The organism is Paenibacillus sp. sgz302191 (assembly GCF_057749925.1).
This window is the reverse complement of sequence record NZ_JBYLHY010000020.1, coordinates 1-19,230: the sequence shown is the minus strand read 5'-3', so window position 1 is coordinate 19,230 and position 19,230 is coordinate 1. Positions and strand designations below refer to the sequence as shown.

Here is a 19,230-nt window from a genome sequence, read left to right as displayed (position 1 = left end):
TATAAAGAAACAAAAGAAGGATGTCATCCGTAAAGATAACATCCTCTTTAGCCTCCCCTATTCTTTACCCCATTTGTTTACGGTATCTAGAATTACAGGACGTGATAAGCCGCCTGTTGCGTCCCACCAATGATCCACAGCACTGCGAAGAGACTGCCTTGCCGTTTCCGCTTCCGGTCTCCCTGCTATATTGACCAGTTCATCGGGATCCTTCTGTAGGTCGTACATCTCTTCCATGTCTTCCTCGTAGTAGTATACATATTTCCACTCCGGCGTCTGGGCGGCACGGAAAGGATGATAGCCCCAATAAGCCTTGTAATGCTCGAAGAAGACGAGTTGATCCGCAGGAGGCTCAGTGAGCCGAAGATGCGGCAGCAGCGAGCCGCCTTCGCATTCGGACGGCACCTGGATGCCTGCGACGTCGAGCAGCGTACCGGTTACAGCCGCGCTGGAAACGAGGTCCGGAATGACGTTACGAGCCGGATTCTCTCCCGGTGCATACAGAATGACAGGCACGTTATATAGCTCCTTATAAGGGAGAACGCCCTTCAGGCGCATTTTATGAGCCCCCTGCATGTCACCATGATCTGTCGTAAACAGGATAATAGTATTTTCCAGCATCCCTTTGGCTTCGAGCTTGCTCATTAGGCGCCCCAGGTTGTCATCCATGAGCTTCAGCATGGAACGGTAGTGCTGGGCATCTCTGCGGACAATTTCTTCCGTCATGGCGGATTCGCCCGTCTGGGACCGTATCAGCTGAAATTCCGGCTTAGTCGACAGGTCGTCCTTGTAATAGCTGCTCGTAATAGGCATTTCAGACTTCGGGAACTGCTCTGCATACTGCTTGATGAGCTCGAAGGGAGGGTCCACCGGCGCATTTGGATGCGGCATAAACCAATTTACTGCCATAAAGAACAGCTTGCTCCCCTCATAGTCGTCCAAATAATTGAGGGCTTTCGTCGTTGTCAGCGCATCCCTGTGGCTATGAAACCGCGGATCGGGATTGGCTACGCCCAGTTCGAAGCCGTCGGTCCGATAATCGGTAATTTGGAATTCATGGTCGGCTGGAGATAATCCTAAATGCCATTTTCCTAAATATACAGTTTCATATCCGGCGCGGTTAAATTCCTTGGCAATGCCCCACTCTTGCGGATCCAACACATGGCCGATATTGTTGACGCCTACCTGATGAGGGAATTTCCCTGTCATCCAGCTAGCCCTGGAAGGTGAGCATTGGGCGGACGTCGAGATCACGCCGGTAAACCGTACGCCTCGTTCCACCAGCTTATCCAGGTTCGGGGTGTGATAGCTGGAATTGACACAGCCCATCGCATCTACTTTTTGTTGATCGGTTGTAATCATAATGACGTTTTTCATGGCGATTGCCTCCTATTAAATAGATGCCACCCATATGCTTTGTTGATCTGATTCGGATAGCCTTTCCTTCCGTCTGATACGTTGACATTAATCTATGGCTTCATCATAATGAAACTGTCCCGGGAAGTCTTTACACAATTTTCTGATTTCCGATACAAGCGGGAGATGACAAAAAGGCCGTCCACCGGCAATTTGCCAGTTGAACAGCCTGTTATAGCTTTGAAGCTTCAGATGCCCATCCCTTTCCGATATTCGTTCGGGGATAGTCCGGTTACATTTTTGAAAACACGATTAAAATACGGCATTGAGGAAAAACCCACCATATCGGCAATCTGATATATTTTCAAATCGGGCTCCAGCAGCAGCTGCTTCGCTTTGTCGATGCGGATTTTATTCAGGTAATTGACGAAGGAGTCGCCCAAGTGTTGCTTGAAGAGCGCGCTGAAATGGGAGACGCTAAGGCCGACATAGTCTGAGATTTGCGATAAGCTGATCTCCTGCATATAGTTTTTTTCGGCAAAGTCGCATGCTTTCTTGATCACAAGTCTGAAGGACCGCTTGTTATGCTGCTGCTGACCAAACTGGCACCAGCTTTCGATCAAGGCTTGAATCAGCTTTTTGAGCGATTCTTCCGTCATCTCCAGAGGTGAAGCTGTTTTCACATATTCCGGATACGTATATTCGAGGAGATCGTTCAACTTACCGGCAAAAATCCGAAGCAGTCCTAGCCTGGAGCTTGGATGGCTGTTTTTGTCTTTGACAATGGATTGCACCAGCTGGACTTGCTCCGTCATAAGCTGCTGTACATCCATCGCCGGCATGCGCTCCAAAAAGTTGTGAATGTTCATCAACTGATCGTGAGCAGGATTAAGCCTCTCGAGCCTTTGCAAAGACCGCTCCAACGCTTCCTTCAGCACGTCCTCTCTCACCGGCTTGAGCAAATACTCGGACACCCCGTACCGAATCCCCTGCTGAGCATAAGAGAAGTTATCATATCCGCTAATGACAATGCTGACAAGTGGAAATTTGATCTCATCTATCTTCTTGATTAAGGAAAGCCCGTCCATCTTGGGCATCATAATATCCGTGATCAGTACAGTCGGACACAGCTCCTGAATCAAATTCCAGGCTTCTTCTCCATCGCCGGCTTCACCCGTTACCTTGAATCCTCCGCCGATCCGGTCCACCATCTCCACTATACCGCTGCGAATCCAATGCTCATCTTCCGCTACAAGTACATGGTACATTAAAAGCCCCCCTAGAGGTAATTCCTATAAGTATAACCCTTTAGGCGAAGTAAATAAAGCATACTGCCCTACCATCAGGGCATCTACCGGTGTTCAAGCGGAGCGAGCTTTGAATCGATTAGTAGGGCTGGCACGTTTGGTATTTGCCCCCTGTATATTTTAATATGTTCTATGAAGGTTCTGTCAAAATCCCAATGATCTTAGCCGGAAACGGTATTTCCAAGGGGCAAAGGATTTCACAACCGGTTAGTATCATGGAACCATGACACAGCATGGTCGGACAGTTTCATTTCGCCCGTCCCGTCCAACGTAGACGAATATAATGCTTTGTCCTTGTCTTTTACATAGTAAAGATAAAGGAGGAGTCTCCTAGGACTCCTCCTTATTGAATTGAAGAATTGATTAAAAACTTATTTAGTCACTGCTTTCTGACCTGCTCCATACGCTTCTTGATAGCTCTCAGTAAGCAAACCATAGTTAGGAACCCGCTCTGCATAAATAGCAGCGAACTTGTCCGCATCCGAACGATTCCATGTTCTCTGTACTTCAGCTACTAAAGAAACAGTATCAACGGGAACCGCCCCAGCTTGTACGATTCGAGTTAATGTAATATCCGATGACATCTTACTGTATGTTCCAGATGCGTCTATGACACTATATACTTTATAGCCGGCTTTCAGTGCGCTTAATGTAGGAAAAGTCATACAAACACTGGACCATGTACCCGCGATGATGAGTGTTTTCTTACCGGTAGCTTCTACTGCCTTTACAAAGTCAGGATCGTCCCATGCATTGATTTCTCCGTGACGCGGTACAAATGTTGCATGAGGTAGATCTTTGACTTCAGGAATTAGAGGCCCATTCGGACCATCCGGAACAGAAGCAGTCGTGATTACAGGGATGTTTGCCAGCTCAGCCATTTTGGCAAGTGTTTTAACGTTTCCACGAACTGTAGGAACATCAAGATCCTTGACGGTTTGGAACAAGCCGCTTTGAGGATCTACAAGAAGCAAAGCTGTATCATTTGGATCAATGAGTGCTGATTGCTGTTGATTTTGTGCATTATCATTTGACTTTGCACTGACTGTCGATACTGCGTTAGATCCAAGAACAATACCCGCTCCGATAGTTAAAACAAGGGCTGTCGCCATCAATTTTTTCATGTGTTTCATAAATAACCTCTCCCTTAAATTGTAATTTATAAGTTCTAACAAACGAATACTAAAAAGATAAAATCTTCGGAACTTATCGCACTTATGAAATTGAAAATATATAGAATTCCCTTGCCTGATTAAATTTTCATCATGGTCACCCCTTATTCATTATTTTTAGTAAGTCGCTATATTTAAATTATAAACTTTATCTCGTTTCTGTAAAGAACGCACATTAATGTGCCATAGTAATCAAAATGTTACTGTGGTTCAAATGTGGAATTTAGTAAGGTACTATAATATAATAAGTTTATTGTATAACAAGTTAATATGGGAGGTTTAACGGTATGAAAGTTAATCCGATAGATTGCAAAATGTCCGTTGCCTTGGATATAATCGTAGGTAAATGGAAGCCAATTATTATTCAGCATCTTATTCATAGTGAAACACTCCGGTTTAATGAAATTAAAAATTTGATACCTGATATTTCCCAGAGGATTCTTACGTTGCAATTACGCGAATTAGAAGAGCAAGACATCATTCAACGAGTGATCTATCCTCAAGTTCCACCAAAAGTAGAATACTCACTTACAGCGCACGGTAAAAAACTGGACGCGTTAATGGATAGCTTACATTATTGGGGGCTTTCACATTTAAAGCACATGGAAGAAAAAGAGAAGAACGTTATAATAGGTAACCAACCATAATTAGAAATAAAAGAAAGAGGCAATGAAAAGCTGCTGATTTCATAAATAAATTCATTTGGTTTAGCAGCATAATCAATCTTCCCGACCTCGGTAGATTGACACTGTATTGGAACAAGAAATAGTAACGAAACGTGTGTACCATCAGACGATGGGGTGAGTGGCGTAAAGTAAAACTTTCTTCAGCTCTGCGTCTGCGAGCAACCAGTAGAGTTCCTGCTCTGTGCTGCAGATTACAATGCGCCCAGCTACATCGACGAACATATCATTCACCTGCTCGGGTTCCAGCGTAACGACCTGCCCGCTGTTCTTATGAATTGCATGGTACATACTGACTCGCCCCCATAAGGGTATTACTACCATTGTACTAATTTCCTGACGGTGGTGAACCCGCGGGATTGTGGAAATGTATCCACAATGTGGGTATAACCATTTGCTCAAATTCGGCATCCTCATGAATGAAGTCGCAAACTTCGCAGAGCGAAATTGGTCTTAAACCCTTGATAAATAAAGCTGTACTAGGATAATGATTTATCTCTTGCAAAAATAGAAAAACACCGCTTCCGTTTGGTATAGTGATTGTGTCGAGCAACCCACTACCACACAGAAGAGGTGTCCATTATATGATAGAGCAAAAAGAGCCCTGCAATCAACTACCAAAAGAAATTAAACCAGCTTTTAAAGAGCTTCAAGTGCTTAAGCATTTAAAAGACGCGAAAATCAACAAGAATCTACAAGATAAGCCGCTACTTTAGCTAATCGTGAAGCGTAACCCCATTCGTTATCGTACCATGTTGCAACGGATAGGAGTTCTCCCTGTACTTGCGTCAGAGGAAGGTCAATGATGGAGAAATGGGAATCACCTACGATACGGGAAGAGGCCCATTCACCTTCTAAAACATCCAAGACTCCCTCCAGCGTTTATAGTTAGTATCCACTTCGAAAAGAGCGGCAAGCGTCGCTTAGCCATCCATAATTTAAATGCCAAATTCATCCGGAATATACTCGATCCGAGACTCGGCGAAAATAGTAATCTGCTTGAGCTGATCGTCGTACGTGACAGAACCTTCTTTAACATAAAACCAAATTTTTTTCGCAGATTGATCATCATATTCCCGAAATAGAAACACATTCAATTCCTGTTTCCAACGGAGAATCTCATGAATATCCACGTCCTGTGTAATGATTAAAGCAATTCTCCAGCCCTGACCCATACGTATCACCGAATATTCCATGGGTTGTTGTTCGGTATGAATAAATGTCCTACCTCCAACCGAATGCCTAACCACAAGTACCTCTTTCATACAAACCCTCCTATTCATTCTTATGGAAGGTCAATCAGCATTAGAAATGCATCTTCCTCCGCTATAATGCTCAACTGAGCCAAAGATTCGATTCGAGCCGTATCCCCTTCACCTAACCGAGTATCATTTACAGTGAGTCGTCCCTCAATGACGAAAAGGAATATCCGGCGTCCATCTTCCTGCCGAAAAGTAATATCTTTATCTTTATCCAATCTGCATAAATAGAGAGTTAGGTCTTGATGGATTTTAACAATCTGCTCTGATCCCTGCGGATCAACGATGGGGAGCAAGGCATTCTTTAACTTCTCTGAATTGTACCTACGGGTTTCATAGGAAGGATCTAATCCCCGTACATTTGGCATGAACCAAATTTGAAGAATTCTCATCGGTTCAGTCTGCGAAGCGTTGTATTCGGCATGGACGACTCCGGACCCCGCGCTCATTCGCTGTACTTCCCCAGTTGTTGTTACTTCCATATTACCCAAGTTATCTTCATGACGGACGGACCCTGAAAGTACGATTGTCAATATCTCCATATCACTGTGCGGGTGGGCACCAAATCCTTTGCCAGGATCTACGTCATCGTCATTGCATACTCGCAAAACCCCAAACCCGGTGTTATCGGGGTCATAGTAATTGCCGAACGAGAAGCTTAGACGGCTGCGCAGCCATCCCTGATCTACGTTAAACCGGGAATCGGCCGGGAATACTTGGATCATTTTAGAACTCCCCTTATCAGCTATTTAAATTGATTAAAACTAACAAACTCACGAACGGGTTTACGATAACCTCGAGGCCGCTGTTTGGATGTATCCTCCTTACCTATTGCAACCAATAGGACAGGCACATATCGATCAGGAATGTGGAGTGCTGACCGCATCAATTCAGGATCAAAACCGATCATTGGACATGTATCCCAACCTTTTTCCTTTGCGGCGAGCATAAATAACTGTGCGGATAAGGAAGCGTTACGAATCGCCTCATCCCGCATAAAGCTTTCCCCTCTATCTTCATAAAATTTTGTAACCGATTCGATAGTCATATTGTATTCTTGTTTATTAATGACTCCTAGATTAAGAAATCCTTCATTTATTCTTGCTGCATCCTTATAAGCATCCATGGTGCCAAGCACTAGAATTGCTGCCGATGCCGATTGGACCTTATACTGTTTAAATGCAGCTTGATATACGTCTTCTTTGACATCGGGGTCATTCACCACTACATAATGAGTATGCTGTAAATTAAATGCCGAAGGTCCAAATTTTACAACATTAAAAATCTCGTCAAGATCTCGTTCAGATATTTCTTTTCCTGGGATAAATTTATTTGCAGATCTTCGCTCTTTAACCACTGAAATAAAATCGGTCAATTGAACACGCTCCTTCCCTTTATATATTTTGAATTCTTCATTAAATTCTTCATTCATTCCTTTTTTCTGAATCCATCACACGTACTTGGATAGGTGATAAACCTTTTTCGATTTCTGCACGGTTAGCCTCAAACCATTCCGGAAGCATCAGTTTTTCACCTAATACATCTGGCTGCTCATCAACTGCAAATCCGGGTGGATCCGTGGCGATTTCAAACAGTATGCCGCCTTCTTCACGAAAGTAAATCGCATTGAAATATTGCCGGTCGGTAATGGGTGTAGGATGAAGACCGTGTTGCTCAACATGAGTTCTCCATGAAGCATGATCTTCATTATCCTTTGCGCGCCATGCAATATGATGAACCGTACCGGCTCCACTTATGCCCCACCCCATTACCGCGATGTTTACGTCAATAACATTACCAATACTTCCCTTCGATTTATAGCGAATAAAGTCTTCTTCTTGTTCCACCTTTTGAAGACCTAAGACCTGCTCTAGTACATTCATCGTTTTTTCAGGAGCGGTACTATAAAGGACAGCGCCGCCAAAACCTTTGATAGCTTTATCTATTGAAACACCACCGAACGACCAATGACTCAAATCCCCTTCCTCGCGCTCCACAATCTCTAGCTGTAAACCATCCTGATCTGAAAATGTTAAGTAATTCTCACCAAACCTCGTCGTTATAGAATAAGGAACATTAAAGCTTTCTAAGCGCTCTTTCCAAAAATCGAGTGCACCTAAAGGAACGACATATGTCGTTATACCGACCTGTCCTCCACCAATGCGCCCTTTACGACCAAGTTCACATGGAAAGAATGTGATTATGGTACCTGGACTACCTGCTTCATTACCGAAATACAAATGGTAAACGTCCGGGGCGTCGAAGTTGATCGTTTTTTTTACAAGTCTCAGACCTAGTACCCCTGCATAAAAGTCTACATTTTTTTGCGCATTCTTTACAAAAGCCGTTATATGGTGTATCCCTTCTGTTTGTTTTTCCATTTTGCAAACACTCCTTTTATTACTTTTAATTGTTTATGTCCTATCATATTGAAATTATTCGTCATGAACAATTCCATTATTTCTATAGCATGTATAGCCAAAAACTATATCTTCAAGGGCGAAGCTGATATAAGCAATATCTATACGATTTATAGACAGAATCATATTGATAGTTACTTATCACAGCTTATAAAATAAAGTTAAATAAACTTCCATTTGAAAGAAGTTTAAGTAATTAGGATAATTCCCGGCCGGATGAATTGTTCTTTCTATCATTAACAAGGAGGAAATTCTATGGGAGTACGTTTTTTGAAAATGGCAGTCGTTTATATTTTGCTTGGTATTTGCATCGGTATTTACATGGGAACAACGCTTAACTTTGCATTAACGAGCGTTCACGCCCATACAAATCTTTTCGGGTGGGCAACATTAGCACTTTGCGGATTCACGTATCTTCGTTTTCCCAAAGCAGCAGAATCTCCTCTAGCGAAGTGGCACTTCTGGTTGCAAGGCATCGGCCTCCCCATCATGCTTATTACTCTCACCTTAATGGCCCATGGCTACGCTCCGAATTGGGTTACAACGTTAAAACGTATTGGTGAAGCAGTAGCAGGAACGGGTATCTTGGTTTTTGCTATCAATGTTTTTACAAACGTGAAAGCAATGGATGTTCAAAATAACCAAAAGCATGATGTTTCCTTGTAATACTCAGATACGTTCTTAGTAAGGCGGGGGGTGAGGCGGTATGCCTGCAGGAATCCTTAAGGATGATGATGCTCAAAAAGTAGCGACTTGGTTAGCAGAACATAAATAAACAAATGGAAAAAAGCAGAAGATCAAGGGGTGGTATTTTGGTTAACGAACCGTTGTCCAAATCGTCAAATTTCTCATTCATTACCGGTATCATTTTCTGGTGTGCATTAGTTGTAGTGTCGTGTACGTATTTAACGATTCCATTAATAACGATTATTTCAGATGCATTCAAGGTGTCGTCTTCTCAAGCTGCTTGGGCCGGCAGTGCTTTTTCGTTTGCCTTTGCAGGTGGAGGTCTGTTCTTTGGAGTTTTATCCGATCGTTTTGGACGAAAAAAAATGATGTTGTCAGGGTTAATATTGCTCACTGTAATAACGCCTCTAATCGGAAGTGTCAGCAGCTTTTCTTGGCTCGTTGCCCTTCGAGCCTTCCAAGGTCTGGCGGCGTCCATGCTCCCTCCGTCTGTCTTGGCCTACGCAATGGAAATGTTTCCGATTAAAAGAAGAATAACCATTATTGGGTTCATTAGTACGGCGTTTTTAATGGCCACTATCGTTGGACAAATATATAGCAGCTATATTGTTTTATACTTGAGTTGGTCTTATGTTTTCTATATTCTTTTTGCGGTGTATTTAATTTCCTCTATCTTGATTGCCTTTATTCCAAAGGATAAAACACAACAACCAGATGGTAGCTTCTTTTCTGCCTTTTTGCGAATAGGCTATATTTTCAAAAGGAAGGGTTTGCCTCTTTGCTATATCATTTCTGCTACGCTCTTTATTTCGCTTGTCGGTTTTTTTACGACACTTGGAAGTTATTTAAACAGTTCACTCTTCGGATTAAGTCACCAAGATATTCTCTGGGTCCGTGCGGTTGGTATTATCGGAATGCTAGTAGCACCGTTTGATGGAAGATTGGTCGCGAAAATGGGAGTCAAAAACGTTTTATGGTGTGGATTGATCTTTGCTGGAATCGGCTTGGGCTTGTTAGGCCTCTGGCCTAACCTCATTTTTTTAGTTTCGATGAGCGTCGTGTTTATTATTGGAATTGCTATGGCTCTTCCTGCATTGATCTCACTAATTGGTCACATTGCGGGGGAGATCCGGGCGATCGCGGTTTCGTTCCACATGTTTATGGTGTTCATAGGTGCATCACTTGGGCCGATTCTTTCAATTTATCTGATCAATCAACGAGGCTATTTATTCTCTTTTGAAGTATTAGCTGGATTGTTGTGTTTGAGCTTGATTGTCCCCTTTTTTATTCGTTTAGAAGAACCACGCAGTTACTCAGCATCATCCCAAAACGAGACCTATGCGAACTCGGCGAAATGATTCGGGATCGTACCCGGTAAATCCGATTCACCATGGCTCGTCGTTATACTCATTTATTACTTTGGAGGTTTGTACATGGAAACCAAAAATGGCCATTTAACTACAAGTTGGGGCGCTCCCGTTGGAGATAACCAGAACTCCATGACTGCCGGCTCACGCGGTCCAACCCTTATTCAAGACGTCCACCTTCTGGAAAAGCTTGCTCATTTCAACCGGGAACGCATCCCCGAACGTGTTGTTCATGCCAAAGGTGCCGGAGCACACGGATATTTTGAAGTAACCAACGATATTTCCGCCTATACAAAGGCCCGCTTTTTGTCTGAGGTTGGCAAACGTACACCGGTATTTATACGCTTCTCCACGGTAGCAGGTGAACTGGGATCTGCAGATACCGTACGTGACCCACGCGGCTTTGCTGTAAAGTTCTATACAGAAGAAGGAAACTATGATTTGGTGGGCAATAACACGCCTGTTTTCTTCATTCGGGATGCCATTAAATTTCCGGATTTCATTCATACCCAGAAACGCCACCCTCAAACTCATCTAAAAAACCCCAATGCTGTTTGGGATTTCTGGTCCTTGTCTCCCGAATCCTTGCATCAAGTCACTATCTTGATGTCCGATCGTGGTATTCCTGCGACTCTCCGTCATATGCATGGCTTCGGAAGCCATACGTTTAAGTGGGTCAATGCGGACGGACAAGGCATTTGGGTCAAATATCATTTTAAAACGGAACAAGGCGTGAAGAACCTGGATGTCGAGCTGGCCGCCAAGCTGGCCGGTGAAAACCCAGATTATCATACCGAGGATTTGTTTAATGCCATAGACAAAGGTGACTTTCCCGCATGGAAGCTGTATGTACAAATGATGCCGCTGGAGGATGCAAAGACGTACCGTTTCGATCCTTTCGATGTAACGAAAGTGTGGTCGCAGAAGGATTACCCTCTTATCGAGGTTGGACGCATGGTTCTCAACCTAAACCCGGACAATTATTTTACCGAAGTTGAGCAAGCAACCTTCTCCCCTGGGGCGTTCGTACCTGGTATTGAGGCTTCGCCGGATAAAATGCTGCAAGGCCGTCTATTCGCCTATGCCGATGCTCATCGCTATCGGGTCGGCACGAACCATAATACACTGCCTATCAATAAACCTATCTTCGAAGTGAATAACAACCAACGTGACGGACAGATGCGTTCCGATCGTAATGGGGGAAACTCGATATACTATGAACCAAACAGTTATGGCGGAGCTGCCGAATCGGAAACGTACAAGACAGCCCCGTTTGAAATAACCGGTTCAGCCGATAGCGTCCCATATGACCAGGATGATCATTACACTCAAGCCGGCGACCTGTATCGATTGCTTAGTGTAGAAGAACGCGGACGATTAGTATATAACATAGTAAATGCTATGAAGCCGGTGGAGAAAGATGAAATCAAACTCCTTCAAATCTCTCACTTCTATCAAGCAGATCCCGAATGGGGACAAGCGATCGCCGAGGGGCTTGGTTTGAGAGTTCCACAACTGACTTAATACGATCCGTCAAAAAGAGAGCAGTTCACACAGCAAATGATAGCTGGGGAACTGTTCTTTTTTTTGTTGAAGGAACTCTCCATTGCACTAGCCAGTTAAATTTTTGGCTCTTCTTTCTCGTGCACCAGCTTTAACGGAGTTACGTCATTACCTTCAGGGTCGACAACGGATACGCTTAACATGGTAGACAAAACTTGGCCTCTAATAAGCCGCAAATACTCTTGACGCAATGCTGCTTGTTCAGCTTTCTCCTCTTCCGTCAAACCATTTATTCGTTGTTTCCTGCTCAGCTGGTTAATACGCCCAAGAATAGGGATCATTTTCATCACCTCAATGACAATAGTTCAAACTTATACTTTCTCACATTATAAGGAGAAGACCTTCAAGAAAGGTAGCTTTTTAAGGCTGCTCTCTTTCAGGTCTTCCAGCAATCCATTATTTTTTTGGGAAATTATCCTAAGTACGATTTCAACATCCATACATGCTTTTCCAGGGAGCTATGAATTACCAAAAGCATATCCCCAGTTGTCTCATCGCCTTCACGGTCAGCAATACTCATACCCTCTTTAAGCTCACTCACAATGATCCCAAAATCAGCAACAAGCGTACGGACCATCTCATTTGCATTCTCATTGCCTGCTGCATCTTTTAATGTAGCTTTTTCGATAATTTCATGAAGTGTCGCTACCGGACTACCGCCTAATGCCAGCAGACGCTCGGCAAGATTGTCCACATGAAGTGCAGCTTCCGTATAAAGTTCTTCGAACTTCAAATGCAAAGTGAAGAACTGCCCCCCTCTAACATACCAGTGATAGTTATGAAGTTTGGTGAACAACAGACTCCAGTTAGCGATCTGGGTGTTAAGCACTTCCGTTAGTTTTTCTGTCATCAAAAAGCTCCTTTCGAATTTAGCAACATTTCCAACTATAAGCTTAGGCTATACGAAATATAGTCAGATCGATATTGATCTTTTAATCTAAGCTCGAGGAGCGCTTTCAAACTTACCTTTATGAGTCAAGTCGCAGAACGGTTTCTGACTGGATAAACCGCACCGGCAAAGAATAAAACTTTCCTTGGTTTCAAAACGGTTGCCCACCGCATCCACCATTTCTACTTTGCCTGTAATACGCAATGGCCCATTATCGTTTACTTTGATCGTAACTTCAGACATGATGATCTCGCCCCTATTGGATTATTTTGGTGAAACATACTTAGAAAACGAAGCAATCCAGGTCACAGAAGCCACTGCCATGGTGATGGTTGCATCCATGATGATGGTGCGCCTTTTGAGGTGCCTGAACTCCCGCTCCGCCGCCTCCGTAATTTGTTCCATTGTAGTAGCCTCCAAAGATATTATGCGGAGACCAGTCTGGACTTGCTTGGGGAGCTGGCGGCGACAATGACTGAAATTCGTTAGTACCATAGACAATCTTGCCTCCTACAACAGTGAAGACAGATTCAATTTTTTTAATAGCTTCTTCGGAGACAAGAAAGAAGTTATCAGAAAGAATCGATAAATCAGCATATTGACCCGCTTTGATTTGCCCTTTCACATTTTCTTCCTTGGAAAACCATGCATTTCCTGATGTATACATGCGAAGCGCTTCATGCCTCTCTACACGATTGGAAGCAGGGTACAAGATTAGCCCGCCAAGTGTCTTCCCCGTCACTAACCAGTATAAGGCAACCCAAGGATTATAACTGGCTACTCTGGTAGCATCTGTCCCTACCCCAACACGCAATCCCGATTTAATCATCTTGGTAATCGGAGGCGCATTTTCTGCTGCTTCGGCCCCGTATCGATCGACGAAATATTCACCTTGAAAAGCCATTCGGCTTTGAACGGCGATCGAACCGCCTAATGCAACAACTCGCTCCAAATCCTTCTCCTGGATTGTTTCGGCATGATCCAAAATCCAGCGCAAGTCTTTGAAGGGAACCTCTTTGTTCACGCGTTCAAATACATCGAGAAAACGTGTGATGGATTCTCCATAAGTGGCATGAAGACGAAATGGCCAACGTTGCTCTACGAGATGCTGGGTAACTCCGAAAAGCTCATCTTCCAGTACAGCTGGAAGTTCTGGACGAGGTTCTACAAAATCTTCAAAGTCTGCTGCGCTATAAACAAGCATTTCACCTGCTCCGTTATGACGATAGTAGGAGCTGCCCGTATACGGCTGCGTTGTAGCAGTCCATGCTTTAAAATCACTCAGTTCATTCTTGGGATGCTGGGTGAATAAATTATACGCCGTACGAACTGTAATCTCTCCACGCTTATCAAGCTCATCAAAAACCTGATAATCATCGGGATAGTTCTGAAAGCCCCCGCCAGCGTCAATCACGCTTGTGACTCCGAATCGATTCAATTCCCTCATGAACAATCGGGTTGAATTTATTTGATCCTCGTATGAAAGCTTCGGTCCTTTCGCTAAGGTCGCATACAAAATAGTAGCATTAGGTCTAGCGATGAGCATTCCTGTTGGATTCCCTTGGCTATCCCTTTGGATTTCTCCACCTGGCGGATTCGGCGTATCTTTCGTATATCCGATGACTCGCAAGGCCGCTTTATTCAAAAAAGCCTGACGGTAAAGATTGAGGATAAATACCGGTGTATGCGGAGCAATTCGATTGATTTCATCCAAAGTTGGCATTCGGCGTTCCACGAATTGGAATTCTGTCCAGCCGCCAACAACACGAACCCAGTGAGGTGCTGGCGTACGATCCACCTGCTTTTTCAGCATCCGCAAGGCATCCGCTACGGATGGCACTCCATCCCATCGAAGCTCGAGATTATAATTGAGACCGCCTCGAATAAGATGAATATGAGAATCGTTCAAACCTGGAATTAACATTCGTTTGTTGGCGTTTACAACTTGCGTGGAAGGTCCAACATATTTCATGATTTCGGCATCGTCCCCCACCGCCAGGAAATGGTCGCCTTTAACTGCAACTGCTGTGGCTGCTGGATTAGCATCGTCCATCGTCACGATGTGGGCATTATGAATGACTAGACTTGCTTCAACAATCGTCGGTTTCTCAGACATGATTTTGTTCTCCTTTGTCATTTATTAGGTGTTATTTACGGCTTAACCAAAGTTGTATCCAAGGCATCAACCGTTGTCCTGAAAACATTCCTAAGAGACCAAGTAATCCCAAAAAGGGCGGCGCCGGAGAGGGGATCTTCAGCAATTGAAAAATAACGCCAATGACGATACCTGTAGCTAAAGCGAGAAGCAGTGAACCCCACAAACTAACTTTCCTCCTTCAATCCAGTCATTAATGATGTTCTTTGTTCAATCATTTACCTTCTATTTAAGTTTATAAGTCAGGATTCTTTCTATCAATAAGGCTTTCTCTATAACAACCATAGGAATCACTTATACATTATTTTTATTTTATAATCTATAGTTTTTACCTATGGGCTATATAGAAAAATGAAGATTGTTCATCCGTTTGCATTTCAATAGACTTGTTATATGCAGCAGGTTCAGGTTCTCATATTTGTGGATCTGTTGTAATCATAAATAGAAAGTAGGGATTTTTATATGTTTAACGACAAGTCCGATTTACTAACTGCTGAGAACTCCGCTATTATTCTAGTTGACCATCAGCCTCAAATGCTTTTTGGCGTACAAAGCGCAGATCGCCAAACGATTATTAACAATACGGTTGGGCTGGCTAAAACAGCTAAAGTTTTCAATGCTCCAATTATTCTTACAACGGTTGCTGCTGAATCGTTTTCTGGCCCTATTCATCCGCACATTCAGGCTGTATTTCCTGATCAAAAGCCGATTGACCGAACAACAATGAACTCCTGGGAAGACAAAAACTTCGTGGAAGCAGTGAAGAAAACAGGGCGCAAGAAGCTGATTATGGCAGCACTGTGGACAGAAGTTTGCCTTGCTTTCCCTACAGTTTCAGCCATTAATGATGGATATGAAGTATACATCGTAACGGATGCTTCAGGCGGGACGACGACGGAAGCGCATAACATGTCCGTTCAACGCATGATTCAAGCAGGAGCCATTCCCGTGACTTGGCTATCTGTTCTTCTTGAGTATCAGCGCGATTGGGCGCGTCAAGAAACGTATGATGCCGTTCTGGAGATTGCTATGCAACACAGTGGCGCCTACGGTGCGGGTATTTTTTATGCTCAAACAATGTTTGGGGGCCACGGAGGGTAACCTATTCATCCAAAAAAGATAGTCAATTTATTTTGACTGTCTCAGCTTAACCAAAACCAATTCGAAAGGAAATATGAAAATGGCTAAATTAACAGTAGGAACAGAAAACGGGCAACCCATTGAATTATATTTTGAAGATCTTGGCGCAGGCAAACCTGTCGTTTTGATCCATGGCTGGCCACTGAGCGGGCGCTCGTGGGAGAGTCAAGTTCCAGCACTCATCGATGCAGGTTACCGCGTGATTACATATGACCGCCGTGGATTCGGACAATCCTCCCAACCGTGGAACGGTTACGACTATGATACGTTTGCGGCGGACCTTCATAAGCTAATCGAATATCTGGACCTTAAGGACGTGACACTGGTCGGATTTTCGATGGGTGGCGGAGAGGTCGCTCGTTACGTTGGTACATATGGAACAAGTCGTGTCAAAAAAGCCGTGTTGGCTGCTGCAATTCCGCCGTTCTTCTACAAATCCGATGAGCATCCGGAAGGTGGTCTGGATGAAGGCACCATTCAGGGCTTCCAAGACGGTTTGAAAAAAGACCGCATCGCCTTCCTTGACGGCTTCACTCACAATTTCTTTAAAGCGGGGGATAGAACCGATCTGGTCAGTGAGTCCTTCCGTGTTTACAACCTTGATATTGCTTCTTACGCTTCACCAAAAGGGACGCTGGATTGCGTTGATGCCTTCGGCCGTACGGATTTTCGTGGCGATTTGGCTAAATTTGATATTCCATTGCTTGTTATCCATGGCGATTCCGATGCGATTGTGCCGCTTGAAGTAAGCGGTAAACTTTCCAACGAAGCTGTTGCAGGTAGTCAACTCGTCGTAATTGAAGGTGGACCGCATGGCTTGAACGCGACTCACCCTGAACAATTCAATATCGCTTTGATTAACTTCCTTAAAAACTAAATTGTATGAAGAGGCTATCCTAAAAGTAACAATTATAGAAGGTTCGGGGCAGATCTCATCGTAAAAAAGTGAATATTTGAAATGAAAAAGGGAGCTAAGCGGCCTATTTGCTCTTAGCTCTTTCGTTTTTGGCATCCACTACTGCTTTCTTCAGCAGATTGTGGGAAAGCGAAAGCCACCCGACCTCCAGACTTACTTTGGGTAAGCCTCGAAACAGAAACCTTTTGAATCCACGGTTACTAGGATAATGATTTATCTCTTGCAAAAATAGAAAAACACCGCTTCCGTTTGGTATAGTGATTGTGTCGAGCAACTCACTACCACACAGAAGAGGTGTCCTTTATATGATAGAGCAAAAAGAGCCCTGCAATCAACTACCAAAGGAATTTATCGATTGGCGAGCGCCTCACCTTCAGCTGCGGTGCAGCTCTTTCGCGCAAATATGAATTCCTCCCCGCCGTATCGGGCAAACAGCTCTCCGGCCTGCAGTTGCGTTTGGCAAGCCCGGACCACATGTACAAGCAGTTGGTCCCCTGCGAAATGACCGTAGGTGTCATTGACTTTTTTAAAATAATCGACGTCCATTATAATAACCGTGAATGCCTCGCCGTCCCGCCTTGCTTCAGCAAACATTTGATTTTGGTGCCGCTTGGCAAATACATAAAAGCAAAGATACAAGTTCAATACGCCTGACGTACAAGGCTGCCCGTTTATTGAAAAAGGGCAGCTGACCGTTCTGGCCAGCTGCCTTAAACTTTGCTTGAGTTATCGTTTTCCGTCGTTATCTGGAAGTCTTTAACTGGTTTAGGATTCGAATATCGTTTTTCTACCTGTTTTAGGTGTAATCGCATGATTTGAGGGTTCTGTTAAGTTCAGAGCAATCTAAGCTCATCTTGGGTTTCAAACAACCTTCGCTGGCTTCGGTATTCCAGCGCTGTGATACCTTCGGTTTCCTTGAATATTCTCGTAAAATGCTTCACATTTTCGAATCCAACCTGATCACTGATTTCGTACACCTTCAAATCGGAGTGCACCAGCAGCTCCTTCGCCTTGTTCAGCCTTAACCGGCGAACATAGTTCGAGAAACTCTCACCGCTATATTCTTGGAAGGCTTGGCTGAAATACGAGTAATTGAGTGAGAAATGGTTGGACACGACCGCCATGTTCAAACGGTCGGCATAATGCGTCTGCAAGTAGGCGAGAACTTTTTGCATCGTATTTTGATCCGTAGGCGCTTGCTCTCTCCAATCTTGGATGAACCGGTCCAGACTATCGAGAAGCTGCTCAACAGCTGCATAATAATGTTCAAATCGATCGAAATTCGCAATATGTCCAACATGGGCGTACGGCCTTAATAGGCCAAGCACTCTATTTCCGTAGATGCGGAACACCTTGTCGAACACCTCTTCATTGAGCAGCTGGCTGATCCGTTCCAGGTAGCCGATTTCACAGCAGCTAATGATACGAACATCTAGAACTTGATCGAGAAGCTGCTTCATTTCGTTCCCGCGTCCCATTCCCATCAGATTCGATAATCGCCCAATCAACTCAACAGGAACGACATGCCGCTCATTGCGCTCACTTATGCTGGTGTAGTCCAGCACATCGAGTTCTGGAAGCACAATACTGTATTTCAAGGTTTGCTTCACTTGGCTGTATGCCCACCTTACCTGCTCTATCCCTTGAACAGACTCGCTAACCGCGATTCGCAGCTGCGACTCATATACACTCAACCTCCACCGTTCCGCCAACTGGTAGAACATAACCGGATCGCGTGCGAGCATAATCGTTCCGCCTTCTCCATCACGCGTGAGCATCCAATCCATTCGCCCTTGTAACAGTTCTTCGATTTGTTTCTTGAAAGAGGCAGCATCCGTGCTGCTAGGCTGTGATCCTCCACCGCGACGCGTAAGCAAGCCCAGCGTATATCCTGTATCCAACCAGCAAAAGTCGGCCTGCTTCAGCTTGTTCTCTGTTACCGCGTCATCCACATCCTTCTGGGTCAAATGCTGAGTAACTAGCTCGGCAGCAACAAGTCTGGCATCTTCACGCGACTTGTCTGCTCGTTCTTCTCTCATCCTTATGTCCTGCCTTAATCGCTCCAGGACGGCAAACAACTCCTCCCGCCTCACAGGCTTCAAGAGATAATCCTTCACAGCACAGCGAATCGCTTTCTGCGCATATACGAACTCATTATAGCCAGACAGCAATACAATCTCGGGTTTAACCGGGTGGCCTTGCAGCTGATCGAGCAGTTCGAACCCATCCATAATTGGCATTCGGATATCTGTGATCATAATATCCGCAGGCTCATGGCGAAGCAGCTCCAGCGCCTCTTGTCCATTCTCGGCAAAT

22 protein-coding genes and 1 pseudogene are annotated in these 19,230 nt (G+C 44.3%); 7 read left to right on the top strand and 16 right to left on the bottom strand.

Annotated elements, in window-relative coordinates; all coding sequences use genetic code 11:
• Window positions 1–57: 57 nt before the first annotated feature.
• From AC3G2T_RS24780 to AC3G2T_RS24770, 3 genes are all read right to left on the bottom strand, one after another.
• On the bottom strand, window positions 58–1,377 hold the full coding sequence (locus AC3G2T_RS24780) for a sulfatase family protein (RefSeq protein WP_488437255.1): 1,320 nt from the start codon (window positions 1,375–1,377) through the stop codon (window positions 58–60).
• 227 nt (window positions 1,378–1,604) lie between these two features.
• A complete protein-coding gene (locus AC3G2T_RS24775) occupies window positions 1,605–2,624 on the bottom strand; it encodes a response regulator transcription factor (protein WP_488437254.1) in 1,020 nt (339 codons plus the stop codon).
• A 410-nt stretch (window positions 2,625–3,034) separates the two neighbouring features.
• Window positions 3,035–3,796, bottom strand: coding sequence for an isochorismatase family protein (locus tag AC3G2T_RS24770; RefSeq protein WP_488437253.1), 762 nt, complete (start codon window positions 3,794–3,796; stop codon window positions 3,035–3,037).
• Between the two features lie 326 nt (window positions 3,797–4,122).
• Between AC3G2T_RS24770 and AC3G2T_RS24765 the strand changes: the two genes are divergently transcribed.
• Window positions 4,123–4,482, top strand: coding sequence for a winged helix-turn-helix transcriptional regulator (locus tag AC3G2T_RS24765; RefSeq protein ID WP_474679274.1), 360 nt, complete (start codon window positions 4,123–4,125; stop codon window positions 4,480–4,482).
• A gap of 141 nt (window positions 4,483–4,623) precedes the next feature.
• Here the strand turns inward: AC3G2T_RS24765 and AC3G2T_RS24760 are convergent, their stop codons facing one another.
• Window positions 4,624–4,842, bottom strand: a complete 219-nt coding sequence (locus AC3G2T_RS24760) for a hypothetical protein (protein WP_488437252.1) — start codon at window positions 4,840–4,842, stop codon at window positions 4,624–4,626.
• 260 nt (window positions 4,843–5,102) lie between these two features.
• On the opposite strand from AC3G2T_RS24760, the gene AC3G2T_RS24755 reads away from it, so the two are divergent.
• Window positions 5,103–5,234 carry a hypothetical protein gene (locus tag AC3G2T_RS24755; protein ID WP_474679863.1) on the top strand — a complete coding sequence of 44 codons (132 nt, stop codon included), beginning with the start codon at window positions 5,103–5,105 and terminating at the stop codon, window positions 5,232–5,234.
• A 222-nt stretch (window positions 5,235–5,456) separates the two neighbouring features.
• Here the strand turns inward: AC3G2T_RS24755 and AC3G2T_RS24750 are convergent, their stop codons facing one another.
• From AC3G2T_RS24750 to AC3G2T_RS24735, 4 genes are read right to left on the bottom strand one after another with little or no spacing between them, the layout of a single operon-like run.
• On the bottom strand, window positions 5,457–5,783 hold the full coding sequence (locus AC3G2T_RS24750) for a hypothetical protein (protein ID WP_474679276.1): 327 nt from the start codon (window positions 5,781–5,783) through the stop codon (window positions 5,457–5,459).
• A gap of 20 nt (window positions 5,784–5,803) precedes the next feature.
• Complete coding sequence (locus AC3G2T_RS24745; RefSeq protein ID WP_488437251.1) at window positions 5,804–6,502, bottom strand: pirin family protein; 699 nt, start codon at window positions 6,500–6,502, stop codon at window positions 5,804–5,806.
• Window positions 6,503–6,522: 20 nt separating this feature from the next.
• The gene (locus AC3G2T_RS24740; protein WP_474679826.1) at window positions 6,523–7,152 is read right to left on the bottom strand and encodes a nitroreductase family protein; all 630 of its coding nucleotides are present in this window, start codon (window positions 7,150–7,152) and stop codon (window positions 6,523–6,525) included.
• Window positions 7,153–7,201: 49 nt separating this feature from the next.
• Window positions 7,202–8,158, bottom strand: a complete 957-nt coding sequence (locus AC3G2T_RS24735; RefSeq protein ID WP_474679278.1) for a ring-cleaving dioxygenase — start codon at window positions 8,156–8,158, stop codon at window positions 7,202–7,204.
• Window positions 8,159–8,452: 294 nt separating this feature from the next.
• Between AC3G2T_RS24735 and AC3G2T_RS24730 the strand changes: the two genes are divergently transcribed.
• The 3 genes from AC3G2T_RS24730 to katA all read left to right on the top strand — a co-directional run bounded on the left by AC3G2T_RS24730 (window position 8,453) and on the right by katA (window position 11,775).
• Complete coding sequence (locus AC3G2T_RS24730; RefSeq protein WP_474679279.1) at window positions 8,453–8,863, top strand: hypothetical protein; 411 nt, start codon at window positions 8,453–8,455, stop codon at window positions 8,861–8,863.
• Window positions 8,864–9,009: 146 nt separating this feature from the next.
• The gene (locus tag AC3G2T_RS24725) at window positions 9,010–10,242 is read left to right on the top strand and encodes an MFS transporter (protein ID WP_488437250.1); all 1,233 of its coding nucleotides are present in this window, start codon (window positions 9,010–9,012) and stop codon (window positions 10,240–10,242) included.
• A gap of 75 nt (window positions 10,243–10,317) precedes the next feature.
• Window positions 10,318–11,775, top strand: a complete 1,458-nt coding sequence (katA, locus tag AC3G2T_RS24720; RefSeq protein WP_474679281.1) for a catalase KatA — start codon at window positions 10,318–10,320, stop codon at window positions 11,773–11,775.
• Between the two features lie 95 nt (window positions 11,776–11,870).
• On the opposite strand, the gene AC3G2T_RS24715 is transcribed toward katA, so the two are convergent.
• The 5 genes from AC3G2T_RS24715 to AC3G2T_RS24695 form a co-directional block, all read right to left on the bottom strand.
• Window positions 11,871–12,095, bottom strand: coding sequence for a DUF896 domain-containing protein (locus AC3G2T_RS24715; protein ID WP_474679282.1), 225 nt, complete (start codon window positions 12,093–12,095; stop codon window positions 11,871–11,873).
• Window positions 12,096–12,226: 131 nt separating this feature from the next.
• Window positions 12,227–12,664, bottom strand: coding sequence for a Dps family protein (locus AC3G2T_RS24710; RefSeq protein WP_474679283.1), 438 nt, complete (start codon window positions 12,662–12,664; stop codon window positions 12,227–12,229).
• An 87-nt stretch (window positions 12,665–12,751) separates the two neighbouring features.
• Window positions 12,752–12,946, bottom strand: coding sequence for a CDGSH iron-sulfur domain-containing protein (locus AC3G2T_RS24705; RefSeq protein ID WP_057305706.1), 195 nt, complete (start codon window positions 12,944–12,946; stop codon window positions 12,752–12,754).
• A gap of 40 nt (window positions 12,947–12,986) precedes the next feature.
• Complete coding sequence (locus AC3G2T_RS24700) at window positions 12,987–14,819, bottom strand: amidohydrolase (RefSeq protein WP_488437249.1); 1,833 nt, start codon at window positions 14,817–14,819, stop codon at window positions 12,987–12,989.
• Window positions 14,820–14,850: 31 nt separating this feature from the next.
• A complete protein-coding gene (locus AC3G2T_RS24695) occupies window positions 14,851–15,024 on the bottom strand; it encodes a DUF1427 family protein (RefSeq protein WP_488437248.1) in 174 nt (57 codons plus the stop codon).
• A 296-nt stretch (window positions 15,025–15,320) separates the two neighbouring features.
• Here AC3G2T_RS24695 and AC3G2T_RS24690 point away from each other — a divergent pair, with 296 nt between their 5' ends.
• Both AC3G2T_RS24690 and AC3G2T_RS24685 read left to right on the top strand, forming a co-directional pair.
• Window positions 15,321–15,959 (top strand): hydrolase, encoded by a 639-nt coding sequence (locus AC3G2T_RS24690; protein ID WP_474679286.1) that lies wholly within the window; start codon window positions 15,321–15,323, stop codon window positions 15,957–15,959.
• A gap of 79 nt (window positions 15,960–16,038) precedes the next feature.
• Complete coding sequence (locus AC3G2T_RS24685; RefSeq protein ID WP_474679287.1) at window positions 16,039–16,875, top strand: alpha/beta fold hydrolase; 837 nt, start codon at window positions 16,039–16,041, stop codon at window positions 16,873–16,875.
• Between the two features lie 103 nt (window positions 16,876–16,978).
• On the opposite strand, the pseudogene AC3G2T_RS24680 reads toward AC3G2T_RS24685, so the two are convergent.
• The 3 genes and pseudogenes from AC3G2T_RS24680 to AC3G2T_RS24670 form a co-directional block, all read right to left on the bottom strand.
• Window positions 16,979–17,116, bottom strand: a pseudogene (locus tag AC3G2T_RS24680) (transposase); the annotation flags it as partial.
• 146 nt (window positions 17,117–17,262) lie between these two features.
• Window positions 17,263–17,553: a GGDEF domain-containing protein gene (locus AC3G2T_RS24675; RefSeq protein WP_488437247.1), complete on the bottom strand. Its 291-nt coding sequence runs from the start codon at window positions 17,551–17,553 to the stop codon at window positions 17,263–17,265.
• A gap of 194 nt (window positions 17,554–17,747) precedes the next feature.
• Window positions 17,748–19,230, bottom strand: a 1,483-nt coding sequence (locus AC3G2T_RS24670; protein ID WP_488437246.1) for a response regulator, incomplete at its 5' end; no start/stop codon positions are given.